Below are 21,085 nucleotides of genomic sequence, written 5' to 3'. Positions count from 1 at the left end.
GGGTGCGGCACCTCGCTGTGCAGCCGAGCCAGAGGACGGCGGTCGTACGGGAAGAGCGGAGTGAGCCGGGGGTACCGGCTCGGTGGCTCGCGCTGTGCCGGAGCCAATCGCGGGTGACCGCCCGTGGTCAAGTGAGCGACCCCCGGTAGTCGGCTGTTGCTGCCGCATTGTGATGATCTCCGCGACGCCGGACCCTGGACGCCGGACCCTGGACGCCGGTCCCCGGACTCCCGTCCCGGGCGGCCCTGCCGAAGGGCGCGGAACCACAGCGGCCCCTCGGCAGCCGAAGCAGGAACGGGACCGCGGGAGCCACCACCCCCCTCGACCACCGGCCCGGTCAGTCGCCGTCGGGGACCAGCCGAGTGTGCGCCGCCGCGTTTCTCGCATCGTCACATGACCGCGGCGTCAGTCGACACGCAGGACCGGAGCCCGGTGAGGTACGGGGCCGTCCCGTGGGCCCCGGCCATTGACCCGTCGGATCAACCCTGGTCAGGGACCAGCCGCAGGGAGATCGAGTTGATGCAGTACCGCTGATCCGTCGGCGTCGGATACCCCTCGCCCTCGAAGACGTGCCCGAGATGCGAGCCGCAGCGGGCGCACCGCACCTCCGTGCGGATCATCCCGTGGGAGCGGTCCTCCAGGAGCTCCACCGCGTCGGTGCCCTTCGGGTCGTAGAAGGACGGCCAGCCGCAGTGGGACTCGAACTTCGTGTCCGAGGTGAACAGTTCGGCGCCGCAGGCGCGGCAGGAGTACACACCCTTGGTCTTGGTGTCCGTGTACTCACCGGTGAAGGCGGGCTCGGTGCCGGCCTGGCGCAGGACCGCGTACTCCGCCGGGGTCAGCTCCGCGCGCCACTGCTCTTCCGGCTTGTCGACGTCGTACGACATGAAGGCCAACCCCTTAACTCTGTGCGAGACGGTCCAGGATCCGCGGGCCGAGGTCCGTGACGTCGCCCGCGCCCATGGTGATAACGAGATCACCCGGCTTCGCCATTCCCGCGACGACCGCGGGGACCTCCGCCTTGTCGTGGACGGCCTGCACGTCCGCGCCCGCCGCCCGCGCCGCCTCGATGATCAGCTCGCTGGTCACGCCAGGGATCGGGTCCTCTCGGGCCGGGTAGATGTCGAGCACCACGGAGGCGTCCGCGAGCGCCAGCGCCTGGCCCATCTCCTTGCCCAGCTCCTGGGTGCGGGAGAACAGGTGGGGCTGGAAGACCACGAGGATGCGGGACTCGCCGGCCGCCGCCCGCATCGCCTCCAGGTCCGCCGTCATCTCGGTGGGGTGGTGCGCGTAGGAGTCGACGACCTGGACGCCGGCCTGCTCGCCCTTCAGCTGCAGGCGGCGCTTCACCCCCGTGTACGCGGCCAGGGCCGGGGCCAGCTCCGCCGCCGGGATGCCGAGCGCCACGCCCGCAGCCAGGGCCGCGACCGCGTTGTGCGCGTAGTGGCGGCCGGGGACGGAGACCGTGAAGGTGAGCTCCTGGCCGTCGAGGAGGACCGTGACCTCGCTCTTCAGGCCCTGGGGGACGACGGACAGGACCCGCACGTCGGCGTCCTCGGCCTCTCCGTACGTCACCACCGTCACGTCGCGCGAGCCGGCGCGCCGCGTCAGCTCGCGCGCACCTTCGTGGTCCGCCGAGATCACCAGCGTGCCGCCCTCGGCGATGCGGTCCACGAACGTCTCGAAGGACTCGTAGATCTCCTCCATCGACGCGTAGTTCGCGTGGTGGTCGAGTTCGACGTTGAGGACGATGGCGACCTCGGGGGCGTACTTGTGGAAACTGCGGTCCGATTCGTCCGCCTCCGCCACGAAGATCTCGCCCTCGCCGTGCAGGGCGTTCGAGCCGGGGGCGTCCAGGTCGCCGCCGATCGCGTACGACGGCTTCAGGCCCAGCTCGGTGAGGGACACCGCGAGCATCGACGTGGTGGTCGTCTTGCCGTGGGTGCCGGCGACCGCGATCGGGCGCAGGCCCTCCATCAGAGCCGCGAGGGCGTCGGAGCGGTGGACCACCGGGATGCCCAGCTCGGCCGCGCGGGCCAGCTCCGGGTTGTCCTCGCGGATCGCCGAGGATACGACGACACAGCTCGCGTCGTCGGCGAGGTGCCCGGCCGCGTGCCCGATGTGCACCGTCGCACCCAGCGCGCGCAGGGCCTCGGCGGTCGGCGAGTCCTTGGCGTCGCTGCCCGCCACCCGTGCCCCGCGCTGCGCCAGGATCTTCGCGATGCCCGACATTCCGGCGCCGCCGATGCCGATGAAGTGCGGTCGGTCCATGGCGGTGGGGAGGCCGGGTGCCATGCGTGTCTCCTGGATGCTGGTACGGCGGACGTTCAGCGACACACCCTAGTGCGTCACGTGAGGGTCCCGGTGACGCTCACGCCTTGCTGTGCGAGAACAGCTTCAGCACCGGCACCCCCACCTTGTGCCGTGCCCTGGACGCCCAGTCACGGTGGAAGAACTCCTCCACGTAGTGGGGGTCGGTCAGCACGATCACCTCGTCCGCGCCGACCTCGCCGACCAGATCCTTGAGCGCGTCCAGCGGGTGGTCCTCGATGAGGCGCCCCTCGGCCGTGCTGCCCGCCGCGCGCAGCGCGGCCAGGGACACCTCCAGGGCCTGCCGCCCCAGCTCGGCGGCGTCCTTGCCCTCAGGTGTCTCCCGTTCGTGCGCCGCCTCGTCCAGCTCACCCAGGGCGATGTCGTCGATGGCCCGCAGCAGGCGGTCCGCCTGGTCGCCGCGGGGCTGCAGCAGAACGTGGAAGGAGACCGGCTCGTCACCGTGCAAGGTGGTGACGAACTCCACGTCGGCGGACGTGAGGGCCTTCTCGATCATCAGTACGCTCGTGAACACGACAGGCGCCCTTCTCCTCCATGGACCGCGGACCTTTCCCCGGCGGGCCGTCACGGCCCTTGCGGAAACCATCCTGCCCCGGCACCGGCACGGGATCCGCGAGAACTAGTGTGCCCACCGAACACTCGACGGAACGGGTGATTCCACGCTGTCGCCGCAAATCCGAAGCTTCAGCCACGAAACGCCCCGCACGTCCCTGTCCCTCAGGTCCGGCGGTACCGGCCGAACAGGAAACCCTCCTCTTCCAGCAACGACGCCAGCGCGAAGCGCTTGGGCACCGTGAGCGAGGGACCTCCGGCGATCCGCTGCGCGTCGCCCGCCGTGAGCATCGGGGAGACGGTCAGGCACAGCTCGTCCAGCACCCCGGAGACGACCAGCTGGCCCAGCAGGCGCGGCCCGCCCTCGGTGAGCAGCCGGGTCATGCCGAGCTCCGCGAGGGCGCGCACGGCGCGGACCGGGTCCACGCCCATGCCGTCGCCGGCGATCACCACCCGGGCGCCCGCCTTCTCGGCCGCCGCCACCCGGTCCGGTGCCGCCGCGGCCCCGGTGAGCAGCAGCGTGGGCACCAGGGGCGAGGTGAACAGCGGCCAGGAGAAGTCCAGCTCCAGGCTGGAGCTGACCACGGCGATGGCGGGCACCGGTCCCTGTCCGGCCGCCTGGCGCATCGCCGCGAAGGCCTCACGCTCGCGTGCCGGACGGTACCCCTCCTGCCGTACCGTTTCGGCACCCACGATCACCACGTCCGCGAGCCCTCTCAGCGTGCCGAAGATCCGCATGTCGGCGGCGCTGGAGATCGGGTGGGACCGCCCTTCGTGCTGGGCGGCACCGTCCAGCGTGGAGACCATGTTGGCGCGCAGCCAGGGCTCCCGGCCGCCGGGCGGGGGCTCCGGGTAGGCGTAGGCCGCCGCGAGTTCCTCCAGCGACCACTCGCGGTCGACGGAGCCGCCCGCCGCACCGGCGCCCGGCGCCGCCCCGGTGTCGGGGGCCGGAGCCCCCGGCCGGGCCGCTGTTTCGTCTGTTTCGTCGGTCACAGGGAACAGGCGTCGCATGTCGTGCAGTGTGGCACGACACGTACAGTGGGGAAGCGTGTCGTCCTCCACCGCCGCCTCCCGGACCGAACCGATAGCCGACGCGGCCCCGCTGTCGCTGTGCGCACGCGAGCCGCACGTCCCCGCCGACCGGCTCGTCGCCGAGATGGTGCCGCCGCCGCGCTTCGACTCGGTCCGCTTCTCGACGTACATCCCGGACCCGAACCAGCCCAGCCAGAGCGAGGCCGTCCGTGTCCTCGAGGGCTTCGCGACCCGCCTCGGGGCGGCGCAGGCCGGCGGCAGGCGGGGCTTCCTCGGGTTCGGCAGGAGCAAGGGTCCCAAGGCGCCCGCGGGCCCCCGCGGCGTCTACCTCGACGGCGGCTACGGCGTCGGCAAGACCCACCTGCTCGCCTCCCTGTGGCACGCCACCCCGGCCGAGCCCTCGCTCAAGGCCTTCGGCACCTTCGTGGAGCTGACGAACCTGGTCGGGGCGCTGGGCTTCCAGCAGACCGTGCAGACGCTCTCCGGCCACCGCCTGCTGTGCATCGACGAGTTCGAGCTGGACGACCCCGGTGACACCGTGCTCGTCTCCACCCTGCTCGGCAAGCTCGTCGAGGCGGGCGTGGCGCTCGCCGCCACCTCCAACACCCTGCCGGGCAAGCTCGGCGAGGGCCGTTTCGCCGCGGCCGACTTCCTGCGCGAGATCCAGGGCCTCGCGGCCCACTTCCGTACGCTGCGCATCGACGGCGAGGACTACCGCCACCGCGGGCTGCCCGAGGCGCCGGCGCCGTACACCGACGCGCAGGTGACGAAGGCGGCGTACGCCACCGCGGGCGCCTCGCTCGACGCCTTCCCGCAGCTGCTCGACCACCTCGCGCGCGTGCACCCCAGCCGGTACGGCGCGCTGACCGACGGGCTGGAGGCGGTGTGCCTGACGGACGTCCGGCCGGTGCCCGACCAGTCGACGGCGCTGCGGCTCGTCGTCCTCGCGGACCGGCTCTACGACCGCGAGGTGCCGGTGCTCGCCTCCGGGCTGCCGTTCGACAAGCTGTTCAGCGAGGAGATGCTGAAGGGCGGCTACCGGAAGAAGTACTTCCGCGCCATATCCCGCCTCACCGCGCTCGCACGCGACGCTGCAAGCCTCATTCAGGAGCAGTAGCACCACAGGCCCGTTCACGCGTAGCAGTCTCAAACAGACGTGCGTCAGTGGCGACTTCAGGCCACCCCCACCTCGATTTTTGGGCTTTCCTTTACCTGAAACGTAAAGTTAACCCTGCAAAGGCGGTTGCCGGGCTAACGTGTTGGCCAGACACCTTCGGCGGACGTCGGCAAGGGGAAGGAGGCGCATGGTACGCGGTACGACGGTCCGGTTCGTGCTCACGATCCTCTCCGCCGTCCTACTCGCCCTGCAGTTCTTCGCACCCACCGCGTCCTTCGCCGCCTCGGCGCACCAGGCCCATGTGAGGGCCGTCGAAGCCCCGAAGGCGGTCCCCGGCAAGCGCGCCGACGAGACGGACGAGGTCGTCACTTGCGGCGACCACGGAAACCCGGTCGGCCCCACCGGCCCGCTGCGCACCCGTGACCGGCACCGCGCCGCGGCGGACTCCGCTCCGGAGGCCCCCGCTCTCGTAGCGCTGGCGCACGACGTCACGGCCGTGCGGCCACCGGCCGCCTCTCCCGCCGCGCTGCGCATATCCAGATCCTCGACCGCTCACAGTGCCGCGGCACTTCAGGTGTTCCGCTGCTGAGCCCTTCACCCGGTACGGGCTGACTCGACCTCCCCTCACCACGCCACGTTGGCCGAGCGCGTCGACGTGGGTCGTGTCGCCGTACCCGCATCTGCCATGTTTCGTACACCGACGCGCCATCCAGGGCGCGCCAGGAGGAACTGACAATGCAGCCCCTCATCGACAACGCCCGTGCGCACGGTCAGCGCCCGGAGGAATTCGCGCGGCTGGCCCGGGGCCAGTCCCCGCAGGTGTTGTTCATCACCTGCTCCGACTCCCGGGTCGTGCCCGCGCTGATCACCGGAGCCCGGCCCGGTGAACTGTTCGAACTGCGCACCGCGGGCAACATCGTGCCTCCGTACGCCTCCGAGCACCCCACCAGCGAGGCGGCCACCATCGAGTACGCAGTGGAGGTCCTCGGCGTCCAGGACGTCGTGGTCTGCGGCCACTCCCACTGCGGAGCCGTCGGCGCGCTGGTGCGCGGCGACGACCTGACCGCCGTACCGGCCGTGCGCGACTGGCTCGCGCACGCCGCGCCCGAGCCTCGGTCGTCCGCCGCGGACGACCCGACGGTCGCGGAGGCCGTGCAGAACCACGTGCTCGCGCAGCTGCTGCGCCTGCGCTCCTACCCGTGCATCGAGCAGCGCCTGAAAGCGGATCAGCTGCGCCTGCACGGCTGGTACTACGAGGTCCACACCGGATCGGTGCGCGAACACCGCACCGGGACCGACACGTTCGAGGCCCTGTGAGCGGCGCCATGACCAAGTTCCCTTTCCTCAAGCAGGACTTCGCCGCTTCCCTCGTCGTCTTCCTGGTCGCGCTCCCGCTGTGCGTGGGCGTGGCCGTCGCCTCCGGCGTCCCGGCAGAGCTCGGACTTGTCACCGGCATCGTGGGCGGCATCATCACCGGGCTGATGCCCGGCAGCAGCCTTCAGGTGTCCGGTCCCGCCGCGGGCCTGACCGTGCTGGTCTTCGAGGCCGTCAGCGAGTTCGGGCTGCCCGCGCTCGGTGTGATCGTGCTGGCCGCCGGACTGCTCCAGCTCGCCATGGGCGCCCTGAAGCTGGGCCGGTGGTTCCGGGCGATCTCCATATCCGTCGTCGAGGGCATGCTCTGCGGCATCGGTCTGGTGATCATCGCCGGACAGGTCTACGCGGCGGCCGGCCTGAAGGCCCCGGCCTCCGGCACAGACAAGATCGTGGGCCTGCCGGGTGCTCTCGTCGACGCCCTCGACAGCACCACGGCCCTCACCTCACTCGCCGTCGGCGCGGGCACCATCGCCGTGGTCGTGCTGTGGAAGAAGCTCCCGAAGAAGGCGCAGGCCGTGCCGGGCGCCCTCGCGGCGGTGCTCCTGGCCACGCTCGCCTCGCTCACCTTCTCCCTGCCCGTCGCCACGGTCGAGGTGGAGGGCCTGCTCGGCGTCATCCAGCCGCCCGGCTCCGGCGCCTTCGGCCAGCTCGCCCACCCGGCCATCTACGGCACCATCCTGGCCTTCACGCTGATCGCCTCGGCGGAGAGCCTGTTCAGCGCCGCCGCCGTGGACCGCCTGCACGACGGCCCACGCACCCGGTACGACAAGGAACTGATGGCCCAGGGCGCGGGCAACACGGTATGCGGCCTGCTCGGCGCGCTGCCGATGACCGCGGTGATCGTGCGCAGCTCCGCCAACGTCCACGCGGGCGCCAAGACCAAGGCGTCGCGTGTCCTGCACGGCGTGTGGCTGCTGGTGTTCGCAGCGCTGCTGCCCTCCGCCCTGGCGCTGATCCCGCTGCCCGCCCTCGCCGGCATCCTCGTGCACGCGGGCTGGAAGCTGATCCCGTTCCGGGAGATCGCCTCACTGTGGCGGACGCACCGGGGCGAGGCACTGATCCTCGTGGTCACCGCCGTCTCGATCGTCACGGTGAACATGTTCGAGGGCGTGCTGATCGGACTGGCCCTCTCGGTCGTCAAGACCGCCTGGGAGGCCTCGAAGGCCAAGCTCGACGTCGTCGACAAGGGCGCCGGCCCGATCCAGGTGTACCTGTCGGGCAACGCGACGTTTCTGCGGCTGCCGAAGATCCTCGACAGCCTGGAGGCGTTGCCCCAGGACCGCCCGGTCGAGCTGGACCTGTCCGGGCTGCACCACCTGGACCACGCCTGCCGTACGGCCCTGGAGAACTGGGCGGAGCGGCACAGCGTGGCCGGGACGGAGCCGGTGCGGATGACGTCCGGCACGGAGCCGCTGATGACGTCCGGCACCTGACGCCCCGGGGCCGCTTGGCCCCCGACCCCCCGGGGCCCGCCGGTGGCGCATCGGCGGGCCTCGCGCCTGAAGGGCTTCGGTTGTGGCTCGCCTGGTGGACTCCTGCGGAACTATCGTGGCAAGTGCACACATACCGAGCCTCTCGACGAGGGGGTCGTCATGCTCCAGGAGCTGGTGGGTGCCCTTGTGGGGGCCGGCGTCGCGGGACTCGTGGGCCTGGCCGCGGCGGCACGGGTCGTCAAGCAGTACGAGCGCGGGGTGGTCTTCCGCTTCGGGCGGCTCCTCGGCGCGCCCCGGCCACCGGGCTTCACGGTGATCGTGCCCTTCGTGGACCGGCTGCAGAAGGTCAACATGCAGATCGTGACGCTGCCGATCCCCGGGCAGGAGGGCATCACCCGGGACAACGTGACCGTGCGCGTGGACGCCGTCGTCTACTTCAAGGTGGTCGACCCGGCGAACGCGTTGATCCAGGTCGAGGACTACCGCTTCGCGGTGTCGCAGATGGCGCAGACCTCGCTGCGCTCGATCATCGGCAAGAGCGATCTGGACGACCTGCTGTCCAACCGGGAGAAGCTCAACCAGGGCTTGGAGCTGATGATCGACAGTCCGGCCATCGGCTGGGGTGTGCAGATCGACCGGGTGGAGATCAAGGACGTGTCCCTGCCCGACACGATGAAGCGGTCGATGGCCCGCCAGGCGGAGGCCGACCGCGAGCGGCGGGCGCGCGTCATCAACGCGGACGCGGAACTCCAGGCCTCCAAGAAGCTGGCGGAGGCCGCCGGAGTGATGTCCGAGCAGCCCGCCGCGCTCCAGCTGCGGCTGCTGCAGACGGTGGTGGCGGTCGCGGCCGAGAAGAACTCGACGCTGGTACTGCCGTTCCCGGTGGAGCTGCTCAGGTTCCTGGAACGGGCGGCACAGCAGCACGAGACGCGGCCGGCGGCAGACGGTGCCCGCGCACCCTCGCCGACGGCCACACAGGCGCCACCGGCGGTCACGGCCGGGCAGGGGGCGCCGGACGACGCCGCGACCGCCCGGACACCCGAGGCCGAGGGCGCTCTTACTCCCCCGCCGGCGAGCGAGCCCGCGCCCGGCCTCCCGGAGGAGGCGACCCGCGACCTCCCGGAAGAGGCGACCCGCGACCTCCCCGAGGAAACGACCCGCGACCTCCCCGAGGAAACGACCCCCGACCTCCCGGAAGAGGCGACCCGCGACCTCCCGGAAGAAAGGACCCGCGACCTCCCGGAGGAAACGACCCGCGCACTGTCGTCCTCCGAGACCGCGGTGACGCCTCCGTTCTAGGACTCGGATGCGTGCGGCCGTCCACCGGGGGTGCTCCATGGCGACGAAGCGCGACGAGGCCCCGCTGAGGGACCTGCTCCGCCTCCCCGTCGGCGAGCCCGTCGACCTGACCGCCCACGACGCCGGCGCGACGCCCGGCGGCCCCGGCGACAAGGCCGCCGGGCTCGCGGCCACCGCCCGTGTGGGCAAGGACCTGGCCGACCTGCAGGAACGCCTGTGGGCCGGGGGGACCGCCGGGGACCGCCGCCGGATCCTGCTGGTGCTCCAGGGCATGGACACCAGCGGCAAGGGCGGCACGGTCAAGCACGTCATCGGCCTGTTCGACCCGGCGGGCTGCCGCATCCACGCCTTCCAGGCGCCGACGCCCGAGGAGCGGCGGCACGACTTCCTCTGGCGTGTGGTGCAGGCGCTCCCGCGCCCCGGCGAGATCGGCATCTTCGACCGTTCGCACTACGAGGACGTGCTGATCGCCAAGGTCCGCTCGCTGGCTCCGTACGACGAGATCGACAGCCGCTACGACCGGATCAACGGGTTCGAGACGTCCCTCACGGACGACGGGGTGACGATCATCAAGTGCTTCCTGCACATCTCCTACGAGGAACAGCGGCGCCGCCTGCTCAAACGCCTCGACACGCCGCACAAGCGGTGGAAGTTCACCCCCGCTGACCTGGACGAGCGGGCCCTGTGGCCGGCCTACCAACGGGCGTACGAGACGGCCCTGACTCGCTGCGCCACCCCGGCCGCGCCCTGGTACCTGGTCCCGGCCGACCACAAGTGGTACCGCAACTGGGCCGTCAGCAGGCTCCTGCTGGAACACCTGTGCGAGCTGGATCCTCAGTACCCGGCGGCGGACTTCGACGTGGACGAGTACCGCGAACTGCTGGCGCGGGGCGCGGCCCGGCCGCGGTCCCGGCCGGGCGGGTGACACGACAGGCCACTACGACCGATATCGACCGATACATCCGTTTTTGATCGCAATCGCCACCTTACGTTCGTACGGTGATCCCTCTTGTGCGACGTATCGCCTGCCTTGCCGCCCTCTGTGCCCTCGGCGCCGCGCCCGCCTCCTGCGACGCCGACGACGCCCCCCGGCGCCCCACGGGGGGCGCCACCGCCCACCCCGGCTCCCCCTCGACCGCCCGCGGCACGCGGCCCATGCTCGCGCCGGGGCCCGGTGGACTCGCACCCGTCTTCCAGAAGGGTGCGATGCGCGGCAAGACCGTCGCCCTCACCTTCGACGCGGACATGACCGCCGACCAGGGAGAGCGGGCGGAGGACGGGGAGGCGTTCGACAACCCGGACCTGATCGACACGCTGCGGGAGCTGGAGGTGCCGGCGACCGTGTTCATGACGGGGCGCTGGGCGGACCAGTACCCCGACGAGGCACGGGACATCGGTGAGGACCCGCTCTTCGAGGTCGGCAACCACTCCTACAGCCACTACTCCTTCACCCGGAGCTGCTACGGCCTGCCGGTCCTGCCCGAGAAGCAGCAGCGCTCGGACGTGGAGCGCGCGTTCACGGCGATCCGCAAGGCGGGCGTGCCCCATGTGATGCCGTACTTCCGCTTCCCCGGCGGCTGCTACGACGACCGGGCCCTGCGCGCGATCGGCCCCCTCGGAGTCACGGCCGTCCAGTGGGACGTGGTGAGCGGGGACGCGTTCGCCACGGACGCGGGCCGGGTCGCGCGGCGGGTGCTGGAGGGGGTGCGGCCCGGCTCCGTGGTGGTCATGCACTGCACCCGCAGCGCGGCACCGGTGACGGAGGCGGCGGTGCGGGCGGTGGTGCCCGAGCTGCGCAAGCAGGGGTACCGGTTCGTCAAGGTGTCCGAGCTGATCGAGGCCGCGGGCCGGCGCCGGTAGGCACCGAGCCAGGTGTGCCTACGCTGAGGGCATGAGCGATGACCCCGACAGCACGGCCTACTGCGACACGGGCACCCCGCACCCGGGCCCGGCGCCCGAGGCGGGCGGCCCGCCGTTCGCCGAGTGCGTGCTGTGCCGCCGGCCGACGGAGTACCCGGAGTCGTACAGGGGGATCACGCTGTGCCCCGTCTGCGAGTGGCAGGAGGCCCAGCGCATCGCCTGCTCGGGATGAGCCGGGAGGGCCCCACCCGTCACCGGAATGCCCCGATCTTCCGCCTGGCAGACTGGACGTCGTGACCAGTGACCAGACCCGCCAGGACAGCCCGTTCCGCTCCGAGCCCACTGCGCGCGACGAGGCGCCGCAGTTCGTGCTGCCGCTCGTCGTGCGCATCGAGCGCGCCGCTCCCCCGGCCCGCACGGACGCGCTGGAGACGGCGGCACGCGCCGTGCTCGCGATCCTGAGTGACGAGCGTTCGCTGGGCGAGGGAGAGTGGGCGCGGGCGATGCGGGACTGGCAGGACGCGCGGATCCGCAAGGTGGTGCGGCGGGCGCGCGGCGCGGAGTGGCGACGGGCCGAGGCGCTGCCGGGCATCACGGTCACCGGCAAGTCGGCGGAGGTCCGGGTCTTCCCTCCGGTCCCACTGGACGGTTGGCCGAAGGACCTGGCCCGGCTGCAGGTCTCGGGGACGGACCTCGAGGACCCGGAGCCGCCGGTGGAGGCCGACCCGATGGCGCCCGTACTGTGGCTGAACCCGGATCTGGACATGTCGGCGGGCAAGGCGATGGCGCAGGCGGGCCACGGCGCCCAACTCGCCTGGTGGGCCCTGCCGGACGAGGAGCGCACGGTCTGGCGCGACGCCGGCTTCCCCCTCGCCGTCCGCACGGCTCCTCCTTCCCGCTGGCGGCAACTGACCACGTCGGGCCTGCCCTTGGTCCGCGACGCGGGCTTCACGGAGATCGCCCCGGGCAGCTGCACGGTGGCGGCGGACCATCCGGGACTGCGCCGTGACTGACCATGTCCCCGGTCGGCCGGCCCCCGTTGCTGTGACCGGCAGTGCGGCCGATGTCCATCCGGTCCCGCGGCGCGACGCTGCGCCCCCTCGGCCGGGATCCCGGCCGGTGGACGGCCGCGCGGCAGCCGTAGCCAGTCCGGCGGAACCTCAAATGTTGCTCTGAACGTCCCCGGTCGGCGGTTCGGCGCCGACAGCCGGGGCCATGACTCCGTCACCGCGACAGCGGGCGGTCCAGGGGTACGGGCGGGCCGAGCGAGGGAGGGGACGATGGAGCGACTGGGAACGGGCATCGGATGGCGGCCGGAGATCGCCGACGCGGTGGAGCGCATGCCGGGCCTCGACTGGGTCGAGGTCGTGGCCGAGAACGTGTGCCCCGGGCACCTCCCCGAGTCACTGCTGCGGCTGCGCGAGCGCGGCGTCACCGTCGTCCCGCACGGTGTGTCCCTCGGCCTCGGCGGCGCGGACCGCCCCGACGAGGCCCGGCTGGCCGCACTCGCCGAGCGGGCCGAGGCCCTGGGCGCGCCGCTCGTCACCGAGCACATCGCGTTCGTACGGGCGGGCGGGCCGCGGACGGCGTCGCCGCTGCTGGAGGCCGGGCACCTGCTGCCGGTGCCGCGCACCCGGGACGCGCTGAAGGTGCTGTGCGAGAACGTCCGGATGGCGCAGGACGCGCTGCCCGTGCCGCTCGCCGTGGAGAACATCGCGGCGCTGATCTCCTGGCCGGGTGAGGAGATGACCGAGGGACAGTTCCTGTACGAGCTGGTGGAGCGCACCGGCGTACGGCTGCTGATCGACGTCGCCAACCTCCACACCAACCACGTCAACCGGGGAGAGGACCCGGCGAAGGCGCTCGACGAGCTGCCCGTGGAGGCGATCGCCTACGTCCATGTCGCGGGCGGCTACGAACGCGACGGCGTCTGGCACGACAGCCACGCCCACCCGGTCCCACCACCGGTCCTGGACATCCTGGCGGACCTGGCGTCCCGTACCGCGCCACCGGGCGTCCTGCTGGAACGCGACGAGAACTTCCCTGAACCGGCGGAGATGGAGCGGGAGTTGGCCCTCATCCGGGAGACGGTCGAGAAGGCCGCGCCCGGCCCGGGGACGCGTACACCCCTGGCACCGGCAGCGAGCGGGCGTCCGGGTGCCGGCACCGAAGCGGCCCGGCAGCGGCTCGGGCTCGCTCAGGCCGCGCTGCTGTCCTGTCTCGTCGCCGGCACTCCCGTGCCCGAAGGGTTCGACCGGGTGCGGCTCGGGGTGCAGGCGCGGGCCCTCGCCGCGAAGCGGGCCGGTGTCGTGGCCAAGGTCGCGCCCGAGTTGCCCGGCATCCTCAGGGAGGGGTACCGGTCCGCCTTCCTCGGCTACGCCCAGCGGCACCCGATGACCGGCGGCTACCGGCGCGACGCCCTCGACTTCGCCGAGCACCTGCTGCTCACCGAGCGCCCCGAGGACAACGAGGCGCGGCGCCGGCTGCGCGCGTGGTGGCTGGAGCGTTCGGGCCCCACGCCACCGTCCCGGCATCCTGCCGCCCGTGTGCTCCGCGCCACGCGCCGGCTCCTGCTGCGCACCTGAAGCGCCTTCCCGCAGGGCGCTGCCCGCGTCCGCCCGTCGCGTACCACTCCAGCGGGCGTTCCGGAGGTCGTCCGCAGGGAATGTGCCGTGGTTAACACAACAGTCGCGCCCTTCAGGGAGAGCGGTTGCTTGCCGAGGTTCGTCCCGTAGTGCCCGGTCTTGCGACTGTGACATTCAGTGCGCGATGCCCAGTTTCCAGTGGATTTGCCTGGTACGGCAGTTGGCGTATACGGCGCAGTAATATGCCAACTCGCACCCGAAGCGCACTAGCGTGCGGTGCCGCAAGCAGGAGGCACCATGAGATCCAGACCCGTCCGAGGCCGCGGCATCCTCAGCGGCACCGGGATCCTCATCGTCTTGCTCGCGGGGACCCTGGCCGCGCTGGTCTTCCCTGTCTGGTCCTACGCGGACCGCTCCGGCACCGGCGTGGACACTCTGAACGCCCAGTCCGTGTCGACCCAGTACGGTCCGCTGTCCGCGCTGGACCGCGACTTCATCACCAAGGTCCGGCTGGCCGGGCTGTGGGAGCTGCCCGCGGGACAGCAGGCCGAGCAGAAGGGCACCACCGAGGCCGTCCGTACCGCGGGCGAGCACCTGGTGCGGGGCCACACCTTCCTGGACGCCCGGGTCCGCGACGTCGCCGCACGGCTCGGCCTCGCCCTGCCCAACCAGCCGAACGCCCAGCAGCGCCAGTGGCTCGACACACTCGACGCCGCCCAGGGCGAGGAGTACGACCGCGACTTCGCCAACCTGCTCCGACGCGCCCACGGCAAGGTCTTCACCGTCGTCGCCCAGGTCCGCGCCACGACCCGCAACTCGCTCGTGCGTGCCCTCGCCGACGACGCGAACGCGACGGTCCTGGACCACATCAAGGTCCTGGAGGCCACCGGTTACGTCGACTTCGACGCGCTGGCGAAGGACGCGGCCACCTCGAGCCCTCCCCCGCTCACCCGCTCCCCCGCACCGCCCGGGCCCACGGACGACCCCGGCACACCTGTCCCGGTGAGCCCTTCGCCGACGTACACACTGCCGCCGGCCATGTCGAGCCCACCGCCGTGACCCGCCGACGGGGGCGCGGCCGGCCGCGCTCCCGTCGCAGTGCGCTCAGGCGAGCCCGGCCACCAGCTCCGCCACCGACTTCCGGCGCCCGGTACTGCACCACCTGGGGGACAACCCCCAGACCCCCGGCCGGCCGACAGGGCACCGCCCCCCGCCTCAGGCGAGCCCGGCCACCAGCTCCGCCACCGACTTCCGGCGCCCGGTGAAGAAGGGCACCTCCTCGCGGACGTGCATCCGTGCCTCCGAGCCGCGCAGGTGGCGCATGAGGTCGACGATCCGGTAGAGCTCGTCGGCCTCGAAGGCCAGGATCCACTCGTAGTCACCGAGGGAGAACGACGCGACCGTGTTGGCCCGCACGTCCGGGTAGCCGCGGGCCATCTTGCCGTGGTCCGCGAGCATGCGGCGGCGGTCCTCGTCCGGCAGCAGGTACCAGTCGTAGGAACGCACGAACGGGTAGACGCTGACGTAGTTGCGCGGCGTCTCGTCGGCGAGGAACGCCGGGATGTGCGAGCGGTTGAACTCGGCCGGGCGGTGCAGCGCCATGTTCGACCACACCGGGGTGAGCGCGCGGCCCAGCTTCGTGCGGCGGAAGAGGTTGTACGCCTCCTGGAGCTGGTCGCTCGTCTCGGCGTGCCACCAGATCATGACGTCGGCGTCGGCGCGCAGGCCGGACACGTCGTACGTGCCGCGGATGGTCACGTCCTTGGCGGCGAGCTGGTCGAACAGCTCCTGGACCTCGTCGGCGTACCCGGCGCGGTCCTCGGGCAGCACGTCCTTCAGCTTGAAGACGGACCACAGCGTGTAGCGGATGACCTCGTTGAGGTCCTTGGCCAGCTTGCCCTTGTTCGGGATCCTGCCGGGCTCGGTGGTGGGGGCGTCGTCACTCATGCACCTATTCTCCCGCTCCGCCGTGCAGGCTCTGCACCGGGTTGGCGGTGAGCTCCTCGACACCGCGCAGGTCACCGCCCAACTGATCCACGGCCGCGTACGCGCTCGCGATGCACGCCGGGATGCCGACCCCGTCGTACACCGCGCCGCACACCGCGAGCGCCGGCAGCTTCGCGACGTGCGCGCGGATGCGGGCCACGCGCGCGTGGTGACCGACCGGGTACTGGGGCAGGCCGTCGGTCCAGCGGGTGACGCGCGTCTCGATCGGGGCGGCGTCCAGGCCGGTCGCCTCGCGCAGGTCGTGCCGCGAGACCGCCACGAGGTCGGCGTCCTCGCGTCGCAGGATCTCCGTCTCGCCGTACCGCCCCACGGACGTCCTCAGTACCAGCACGTCCGGGTCCTCCTCGGCGATCCAGCCCCACTTCCGGGAGGCGAACGTCGACGCCTTGATCGTGCGTCCGTCGACGGGCGGCACGAGGAAGCCGCTGCCCTCGGGGAGGGAGACGTCGGCGCGGCGGTAGGCGAGGGTGACCAGGGCCATGGAGGCGTACTCGACGGTGCGCAGTTCGGCGGCCGCATCCGGGGACTCGGCGGCCAGCAGCCGGGCGGCCACGGCGGCGGGCGCCGCGATCACCACCGCGTCCGCCCTCTCCGCACGGTCCCCGACGACCACCTCCCACCCCTCGGACGTGCGGCGCAGTGCGTCCGCGGAGGTCCTCAGCCGGATCTCACCACCCCGCGAGCGCACCGACTCGGCGACGGCGAGCGGCAGTTGGCCGACACCTCCCTCGATCCCCATGAAGACCGGTCCGGTCTGCTGTGCCGAGGCGGCCTTCGCCTGGATCTCGCGGACCGCCTCCGTCAGCGAGTCGTGCGCCTTGGCGGCCGTGAAGAGCTGCGGGACCGCCGAGCGCAGGGAGATCCGGTACGCGTCGCCCGCGTACACCCCGCCGAGCAGCGGCTCCACCAGGCGGTCGACGACCTCGCGGCCGAGGCGCGCCGCCACGTACTCCCCCACCGCCACGTCGTCGCCGATCTCCGTGCGCGGCAGCTCCGCGTCGCGCTCGATCCGGGCGAGGCCCTCGTCGGACAGGACGCCGGACAGCGCGGAGGCCGTGCCGGGGACGCCCATGACGTGCCCTTTCGGCATGGGCCGCAGGGCGCCGCGGGTCCAGATCGAGGCGGTCGCCGTGGCGGGCGGCTGGAGACGGTCCGTGAGGCCCACCTCCCGGGCGAGCGCCACCGCCTCGGGCCGCCGGGCCAGCATCGACTCGGCCCCGAGGTCGACCCGCACGCCCGCGATCTCGCCGGGCAGCAGCTTGCCGCCGACCCGGTCGGACGCCTCCAGGACCGTGACCCGCGCGCCCCGGTCCAGCAGCCGGTGGGCCGCGGCCAGGCCCGCGATCCCGCCCCCGATGACGACGACATGCCCCGCACCCCCGCGGGCGTCCACTGCGCTCATGTGCCCAGCCTCTCAGACCCCACTGACAGCCCGGCGGGCGCCCGGTGTCTCCTCCGAGTCCCGACCGTGACCGCATCGGGACCGGATCCGGCCAACGTTCCGCAGGGGCCCGGAGTCGAAGAAGTGTCCGTCACGACGACTTCCGGGGGTTCGACCGATGCACACTCCACGCTCCCCACGCCCGGTGCGGGTGCTGGCCGCGACGCTGCTCGCCGCCGCGCTCGCGCTGGCGGGCTGCAGCGCCGACGACACCGGCGCGTCGAGCGACAGCAAGGCCGGCCCGGCCAAGGGTGCGCAGCAGCAGGGCGCCGCCGACAGCGGCACGGGCGCCGGCTCGACGGCACGCGGCAGCACACCGAAGCTCACGACGAACGCCATCATCCGCACGGCATCGCTGACCGTGCAGGTCAGGGACGTGCCCAAGGCCCTCGACCAGGCGCGCACGACCGTCGAGAACGCGGGCGGGTTCGTCGGCGACGAGAGCACCACCCGCGACACCGAGGGCGACGAACGCACCCGGCTCGTGCTGCGCGTCCCCACGGAGAAGTACGACCAGGTGCTCACCGCGCTCGAGGGTGCGGGAAAGCTGATCGAGCGCACCGCCAAGGCCGAGGACGTCACCGACCAGGTCGTCGACGTCGAGAGCCGCATCAGGTCGCAGCGCGCCAGCGTGGCACGGGTGCGGGAGCTGATGGACCGGGCGGGCAAACTCAGTGACGTGGTCGCCCTGGAAGGGGAGTTGAGCTCCCGCGAGGCCGACCTCGAGGCCCTGCTCGCCCGGCAGGCGTCCCTGAAGGACCGCACCAGCCTGGCCACCATCACGCTGTCGCTGTCCGAGACGCCGGTGGCGAAGGCGGCGAAGGACGACCGGCCGGGTTTCCTGGACGCCCTGGCGGGCGGCTGGCACGTCTTCGTCACCCTCCTGCGGTGGATCGCCCTGGCGATCGGCGCCGCACTCCCCTTCCTGGTGCTCGCGGCCGTCCTGATGCTGCTCTGGACCCGGGTGGTACGCCCCCGGCTGCCGCGCCGCCCGGACCCGGTACCGGCGGCGACCGCCCTGGGTCCGCTCCCGGTGGCCCGCACGGCACCCGAGCACGAAAGCCGGGGCGATCAGGACTGAGATGCCCCCTGCCCGTAGCGTGTTCGCATGAATATCAGCCGTACCAGCCGTACGAGCCCTCCGCGGGAGCGCCTGGTCGTCATCGGCGGTGATGCGGCGGGCATGTCCGCCGCATCGCAGGCGCGCCGCCTCAAGGGCCCCGACGAACTGGAGATCGTGGCGTTCGAACGCGGTCACTTCTCCTCGTTCTCGGCGTGCGGCATCCCGTACTGGGTGGGCGGCGACGTCGCCACCCGGGACGAGCTGATCGCCCGTACGCCCGAGGAGCACCGGGCGCGCGGCATCGACCTCAGGATGCGGACGGAGGTCACGGAGATCGACGTGGCGGGCGGCCGGGTCCGCGCCCGGAACGTCGACTCCGGGGCCGAGGCGTGGACGTCGTACGACAAGCTGGTGATCGCGACCGGGGCCCGCCCGATCCGCCCGGACCTGCCCGGCGCCGACTCGCCCGGGGTGTACGGGGTGCAGACCCTGGACGACGGCCAGGCGCTCCTGGACGCCCTTGCCGCCACGAAGGGGCGCCGGGCGGTGGTGGTCGGCGCGGGCTACATCGGCGTGGAGATGGCCGAGGCGATGATCAACCGCGGCTACGAGGTCACCGTCGTCAACCGCGGCAGCGAACCCATGAGCACGCTCGATGCGGACATGGGTCGACTGGTGCACCGGGCCATGGAGGGCCTCGGCATCACCATGGTGAACAACGCCGAAGTCACCAAGATCCTCACCGATGACGACGGCCGGGTCCGCGCGGTCGGCACGCAGGACGCCGAGTACCCGGCGGACGTGGTGGTCCTCGGGATCGGCGTACAGCCCGAGACGGCCCTGGCGCGGGACGCGGGACTGCCGCTCGGCGACCACGGCGGGCTGCTCACCGACCTCGCGATGCGGGTGCGCGGTCACGAGAACATCTGGGCCGGCGGCGACTGCGTCGAGGTCCTCGACCTGGTCTCCGGCAGTGAGCGGCACATTCCGCTGGGCACGCACGCCAACAAGCACGGGCAGGTCATCGGCACCAACGTGGGTGGCGGTTACGCCACGTTCCCGGGCGTCGTCGGCACGGCCGTGAGCAAGGTCTGCGACCTGGAGATCGCCCGCACCGGGCTGCGCGAGAAGGATTCGCGGCGGGCGGGGCTGCGGTACGAGACGGTCACGATCGAGTCGACGAGCCGCGCGGGCTACTACCCGAACGCGGCCCTCATGACGGTCAAGATGCTCGCCGAACGCCGCACGGGCCGCCTGCTGGGTGTCCAGATCGTCGGCCGGGAGGGCGCGGCCAAACGCGTGGACATCGCGGCGGTGGCGCTGACCGCGCGGATGACGGTGGAGGAGATGACGGCCCTGGACCTGGGCTACGCCCCGCCGTTCTCACCGGTGTGGGACCCGATCCTGGTGGCGGCCCGCAAGGCGACGGCGGCGGTTCGCAGAAGCGCCGGGTGAGTGAAAGCGCCCCTGCAGGGGCGCGGGGAACTGCGCGACCAGCCGGAGACAACCGGCACCCGGCCGACAGTCGCAGCCCCCACGGCGAGCCCCCGAATCAGGCCGTCTCGTGCTGCCCGACCCCGTTGATCCTCTCAATGGCCTGCCGAGCCTGCTCCCCCGGCGGCCGTGACGGCAACGAGGACACGGACGCGCTGGAGGCCACCGCGGGCGGCTGTGGCTGAGCCATCGGCTTCGCATGCGCGGCAGCGCCCCGCGAGGACCGCAGCCGGTGACCGACCGCCTCGTCGAGGGTCACGGGCCGCTGCATCTGGGTCGCGAGCCGGGCGGCCTCCTGGCCGAGCCGCGCGACGTCCTCCCAGGGCAGCTGGATGACAAGCGCGAGTTCGGCCTCGCCGTCGGGCAGGGCGTGGATCGGAGGAGTAACTCGGTCGTTCATCGCCTGTTCCTCACGTCGTCCCCGCGACACGCCTTCCCCGCACCGCGGGCGGTTGAGGAGTCATACGCAGCCGCGGACCGCCGCGTTCACCGATTCACCCGGCCGATCCAGGGCAGTACTTCCTTGTGGTCATCCCCGTCCATGATGTGAACCCGGTGCGCCGTACGCCCTATGTGACGTACGCACTGATCGCGGCCAATGTCGTCGTCTTCCTGTTCACCCCCGGCCTGGCGGCCTCCGTGGCGGGGCAGAGCGACCTGTCCCAGTTCTGCCACCTCCAGGCGTTCTTGGACCACTACGCCGCGGTGCCGCGCGAGTTGATCCACGACCAGCTGCCGCGGCTCGTGCCGACGGGCGCCGTCGGGGTCGGCCCGCACGGGCCCGGCTGTGTGGTGGCCCCGCCGGGCTACCACAAGTCGCCGCCGGCGTCGGTGTTCACGGCGATGTTCCTGCACGGCAGCTGGCTGCACCTGCTCGGCAACATGCTCTTCCTGCTGATCTTCGGGAACAACATCGAGGACCGCCTGGGTCACATCCGCTTCGCGCTGTTCTACGTCGCGTGCGGGTACGCGGCGGGGTACGGCTACGCGTACCTCAACGCCGGCTCGAGCGACCCGCTGATCGGCGCGTCGGGCGCGATCGCGGGCGTGCTCGGCGCCTACCTGGTGCTCTATCCCAGGGTGCGGGTCTGGATCCTCGCGCCGTTCCTGCTGTTCCTGCCGCTGCGGCTGCCCGCGTGGATGGTGCTCGGCTTCTGGTTCGTGCTGCAGGCGGTCTACTCGTCCGGGAACGGTGTCTCCTCGGCCGGGACCGTGGCCTACGCGGCCCATGTGGTCGGCTTCATCGTGGGCATGATCCTGGCCCTGCCCCTGCGCCAGGGCACCCCGCCGCCGCCCGAACCCCGCGGCATGCTGTGGGGCAGGCGCGCGCGGCCGGGCTGGTGAGCGATGGGGCGGACTCGGCACAGGTCTGGAAAACCCGGAACCGCCGCGTGACGCCTGCCTGCGCGGTCTCCGGGAGGGTCAGCCGGTGCACCGGGTTCATCAGATTCGCGCCCAAGGCGGCCAGGTCCTGCGCCGCCCCCAGTGGGCGACCTC

21 protein-coding genes are annotated in these 21,085 nt (G+C 72.2%); 14 read left to right on the top strand and 7 right to left on the bottom strand.

The features are described 5' to 3' along the window. Positions 1-479 precede the first annotated feature (479 nt). The 4 genes from msrB to ACZ7L1_RS01015 form a co-directional block, all read right to left on the bottom strand. Positions 480-887 carry a peptide-methionine (R)-S-oxide reductase MsrB gene (msrB, locus tag ACZ7L1_RS01030; RefSeq protein WP_471433092.1) on the bottom strand — a complete coding sequence of 136 codons (408 nt, stop codon included), beginning with the start codon at positions 885-887 and terminating at the stop codon, positions 480-482. Between the two features lie 13 nt (positions 888-900). Continuing rightward, the gene (murC, locus tag ACZ7L1_RS01025) at positions 901-2,295 is read right to left on the bottom strand and encodes a UDP-N-acetylmuramate--L-alanine ligase (protein WP_471433090.1); all 1,395 of its coding nucleotides are present in this window, start codon (positions 2,293-2,295) and stop codon (positions 901-903) included. 76 nt (positions 2,296-2,371) lie between these two features. Then, a complete protein-coding gene (locus ACZ7L1_RS01020) occupies positions 2,372-2,845 on the bottom strand; it encodes an indole-3-glycerol phosphate synthase (protein ID WP_471433088.1) in 474 nt (157 codons plus the stop codon). Between the two features lie 203 nt (positions 2,846-3,048). Further along, positions 3,049-3,894 (bottom strand): pyrimidine reductase family protein, encoded by an 846-nt coding sequence (locus ACZ7L1_RS01015; protein ID WP_471433086.1) that lies wholly within the window; start codon positions 3,892-3,894, stop codon positions 3,049-3,051. A gap of 37 nt (positions 3,895-3,931) precedes the next feature. Between ACZ7L1_RS01015 and zapE the strand changes: the two genes are divergently transcribed. The 11 genes from zapE to ACZ7L1_RS00960 all read left to right on the top strand — a co-directional run bounded on the left by zapE (position 3,932) and on the right by ACZ7L1_RS00960 (position 14,642). Beyond that, positions 3,932-5,032 (top strand): cell division protein ZapE, encoded by a 1,101-nt coding sequence (gene zapE / locus ACZ7L1_RS01010; RefSeq protein ID WP_471433085.1) that lies wholly within the window; start codon positions 3,932-3,934, stop codon positions 5,030-5,032. Positions 5,033-5,219: 187 nt separating this feature from the next. Next, positions 5,220-5,621 carry a hypothetical protein gene (locus ACZ7L1_RS01005; protein WP_471433084.1) on the top strand — a complete coding sequence of 134 codons (402 nt, stop codon included), beginning with the start codon at positions 5,220-5,222 and terminating at the stop codon, positions 5,619-5,621. A gap of 146 nt (positions 5,622-5,767) precedes the next feature. Continuing rightward, positions 5,768-6,349, top strand: a complete 582-nt coding sequence (locus ACZ7L1_RS01000) for a carbonic anhydrase (protein ID WP_471433083.1) — start codon at positions 5,768-5,770, stop codon at positions 6,347-6,349. 8 nt (positions 6,350-6,357) lie between these two features. After that, positions 6,358-7,839, top strand: coding sequence for a SulP family inorganic anion transporter (locus tag ACZ7L1_RS00995; protein WP_471433082.1), 1,482 nt, complete (start codon positions 6,358-6,360; stop codon positions 7,837-7,839). A 159-nt stretch (positions 7,840-7,998) separates the two neighbouring features. Further along, positions 7,999-9,138 carry a slipin family protein gene (locus ACZ7L1_RS00990; protein WP_471433081.1) on the top strand — a complete coding sequence of 380 codons (1,140 nt, stop codon included), beginning with the start codon at positions 7,999-8,001 and terminating at the stop codon, positions 9,136-9,138. A gap of 37 nt (positions 9,139-9,175) precedes the next feature. Then, the gene (locus tag ACZ7L1_RS00985; RefSeq protein WP_471433080.1) at positions 9,176-10,063 is read left to right on the top strand and encodes a PPK2 family polyphosphate kinase; all 888 of its coding nucleotides are present in this window, start codon (positions 9,176-9,178) and stop codon (positions 10,061-10,063) included. Positions 10,064-10,137: 74 nt separating this feature from the next. Further along, positions 10,138-10,998 carry a polysaccharide deacetylase family protein gene (locus ACZ7L1_RS00980; protein ID WP_471433078.1) on the top strand — a complete coding sequence of 287 codons (861 nt, stop codon included), beginning with the start codon at positions 10,138-10,140 and terminating at the stop codon, positions 10,996-10,998. Positions 10,999-11,029: 31 nt separating this feature from the next. Beyond that, entirely contained in the window at positions 11,030-11,230 is a 201-nt protein-coding gene (locus ACZ7L1_RS00975; RefSeq protein ID WP_471433076.1) for a hypothetical protein, read from the top strand. 61 nt (positions 11,231-11,291) lie between these two features. Continuing rightward, on the top strand, positions 11,292-12,011 hold the full coding sequence (locus ACZ7L1_RS00970) for a peptidyl-tRNA hydrolase (protein WP_471433074.1): 720 nt from the start codon (positions 11,292-11,294) through the stop codon (positions 12,009-12,011). A 267-nt stretch (positions 12,012-12,278) separates the two neighbouring features. Next, positions 12,279-13,583, top strand: coding sequence for an MbnB/TglH/ChrH family RiPP precursor modification enzyme (locus ACZ7L1_RS00965; protein ID WP_471433073.1), 1,305 nt, complete (start codon positions 12,279-12,281; stop codon positions 13,581-13,583). A gap of 297 nt (positions 13,584-13,880) precedes the next feature. Further along, a complete protein-coding gene (locus tag ACZ7L1_RS00960; protein WP_471433071.1) occupies positions 13,881-14,642 on the top strand; it encodes a DUF4142 domain-containing protein in 762 nt (253 codons plus the stop codon). A gap of 156 nt (positions 14,643-14,798) precedes the next feature. On the opposite strand, the gene hemQ is transcribed toward ACZ7L1_RS00960, so the two are convergent. Beyond that, positions 14,799-15,530 (bottom strand): hydrogen peroxide-dependent heme synthase, encoded by a 732-nt coding sequence (hemQ, locus tag ACZ7L1_RS00955; protein WP_471433069.1) that lies wholly within the window; start codon positions 15,528-15,530, stop codon positions 14,799-14,801. Between the two features lie 4 nt (positions 15,531-15,534). Beyond that, the gene (gene hemG / locus ACZ7L1_RS00950; RefSeq protein ID WP_471433067.1) at positions 15,535-16,992 is read right to left on the bottom strand and encodes a protoporphyrinogen oxidase; all 1,458 of its coding nucleotides are present in this window, start codon (positions 16,990-16,992) and stop codon (positions 15,535-15,537) included. Positions 16,993-17,149: 157 nt separating this feature from the next. On the opposite strand from hemG, the gene ACZ7L1_RS00945 reads away from it, so the two are divergent. Next, positions 17,150-18,112 carry a DUF4349 domain-containing protein gene (locus ACZ7L1_RS00945; protein WP_471433066.1) on the top strand — a complete coding sequence of 321 codons (963 nt, stop codon included), beginning with the start codon at positions 17,150-17,152 and terminating at the stop codon, positions 18,110-18,112. A 27-nt stretch (positions 18,113-18,139) separates the two neighbouring features. Next, positions 18,140-19,549: an FAD-dependent oxidoreductase gene (locus ACZ7L1_RS00940; RefSeq protein ID WP_471433064.1), complete on the top strand. Its 1,410-nt coding sequence runs from the start codon at positions 18,140-18,142 to the stop codon at positions 19,547-19,549. A 97-nt stretch (positions 19,550-19,646) separates the two neighbouring features. On the opposite strand, the gene ACZ7L1_RS00935 is transcribed toward ACZ7L1_RS00940, so the two are convergent. Next, positions 19,647-19,988, bottom strand: coding sequence for a hypothetical protein (locus tag ACZ7L1_RS00935; protein WP_471433063.1), 342 nt, complete (start codon positions 19,986-19,988; stop codon positions 19,647-19,649). Positions 19,989-20,113: 125 nt separating this feature from the next. Here ACZ7L1_RS00935 and ACZ7L1_RS00930 point away from each other — a divergent pair, with 125 nt between their 5' ends. Continuing rightward, the gene (locus tag ACZ7L1_RS00930; RefSeq protein WP_471433062.1) at positions 20,114-20,932 is read left to right on the top strand and encodes a rhomboid family intramembrane serine protease; all 819 of its coding nucleotides are present in this window, start codon (positions 20,114-20,116) and stop codon (positions 20,930-20,932) included. Positions 20,933-21,085: the final 153 nt, after the last annotated feature.

This window comes from Streptomyces sp. NPDC107546 (assembly GCF_055639175.1).
The sequence above is the reverse complement of the archived record's forward strand: the minus strand, read 5'-3'. Positions and strand labels throughout refer to the sequence as shown.

What these genes read in the sequence shown, in the direction of transcription:
- ACZ7L1_RS00940 (WP_471433064.1), top strand. Translation starts at nt 18,140, where the DNA reads ATGAATATCAGCCGTACCAGCCGTACGAGCCCTCCGCGGGAGCGCCTG.
- ACZ7L1_RS00995 (WP_471433082.1), top strand. Translation starts at nt 6,358, where the DNA reads ATGACCAAGTTCCCTTTCCTCAAGCAGGACTTCGCCGCTTCCCTCGTC.
- ACZ7L1_RS00935 (WP_471433063.1), bottom strand. Translation starts at nt 19,988, where the DNA reads ATGAACGACCGAGTTACTCCTCCGATCCACGCCCTGCCCGACGGCGAG.
- ACZ7L1_RS00975 (WP_471433076.1), top strand. Translation starts at nt 11,030, where the DNA reads ATGAGCGATGACCCCGACAGCACGGCCTACTGCGACACGGGCACCCCG.
- ACZ7L1_RS00965 (WP_471433073.1), top strand. Translation starts at nt 12,279, where the DNA reads ATGGAGCGACTGGGAACGGGCATCGGATGGCGGCCGGAGATCGCCGAC.
- ACZ7L1_RS01005 (WP_471433084.1), top strand. Translation starts at nt 5,220, where the DNA reads ATGGTACGCGGTACGACGGTCCGGTTCGTGCTCACGATCCTCTCCGCC.
- ACZ7L1_RS00990 (WP_471433081.1), top strand. Translation starts at nt 7,999, where the DNA reads ATGCTCCAGGAGCTGGTGGGTGCCCTTGTGGGGGCCGGCGTCGCGGGA.
- hemQ (WP_471433069.1), bottom strand. Translation starts at nt 15,530, where the DNA reads ATGAGTGACGACGCCCCCACCACCGAGCCCGGCAGGATCCCGAACAAG.
- ACZ7L1_RS00945 (WP_471433066.1), top strand. Translation starts at nt 17,150, where the DNA reads ATGCACACTCCACGCTCCCCACGCCCGGTGCGGGTGCTGGCCGCGACG.
- murC (WP_471433090.1), bottom strand. Translation starts at nt 2,295, where the DNA reads ATGGCACCCGGCCTCCCCACCGCCATGGACCGACCGCACTTCATCGGC.
- ACZ7L1_RS01015 (WP_471433086.1), bottom strand. Translation starts at nt 3,894, where the DNA reads ATGCGACGCCTGTTCCCTGTGACCGACGAAACAGACGAAACAGCGGCC.
- msrB (WP_471433092.1), bottom strand. Translation starts at nt 887, where the DNA reads ATGTCGTACGACGTCGACAAGCCGGAAGAGCAGTGGCGCGCGGAGCTG.
- ACZ7L1_RS00985 (WP_471433080.1), top strand. Translation starts at nt 9,176, where the DNA reads ATGGCGACGAAGCGCGACGAGGCCCCGCTGAGGGACCTGCTCCGCCTC.
- ACZ7L1_RS01000 (WP_471433083.1), top strand. Translation starts at nt 5,768, where the DNA reads ATGCAGCCCCTCATCGACAACGCCCGTGCGCACGGTCAGCGCCCGGAG.
- ACZ7L1_RS00960 (WP_471433071.1), top strand. Translation starts at nt 13,881, where the DNA reads ATGAGATCCAGACCCGTCCGAGGCCGCGGCATCCTCAGCGGCACCGGG.
- hemG (WP_471433067.1), bottom strand. Translation starts at nt 16,992, where the DNA reads ATGAGCGCAGTGGACGCCCGCGGGGGTGCGGGGCATGTCGTCGTCATC.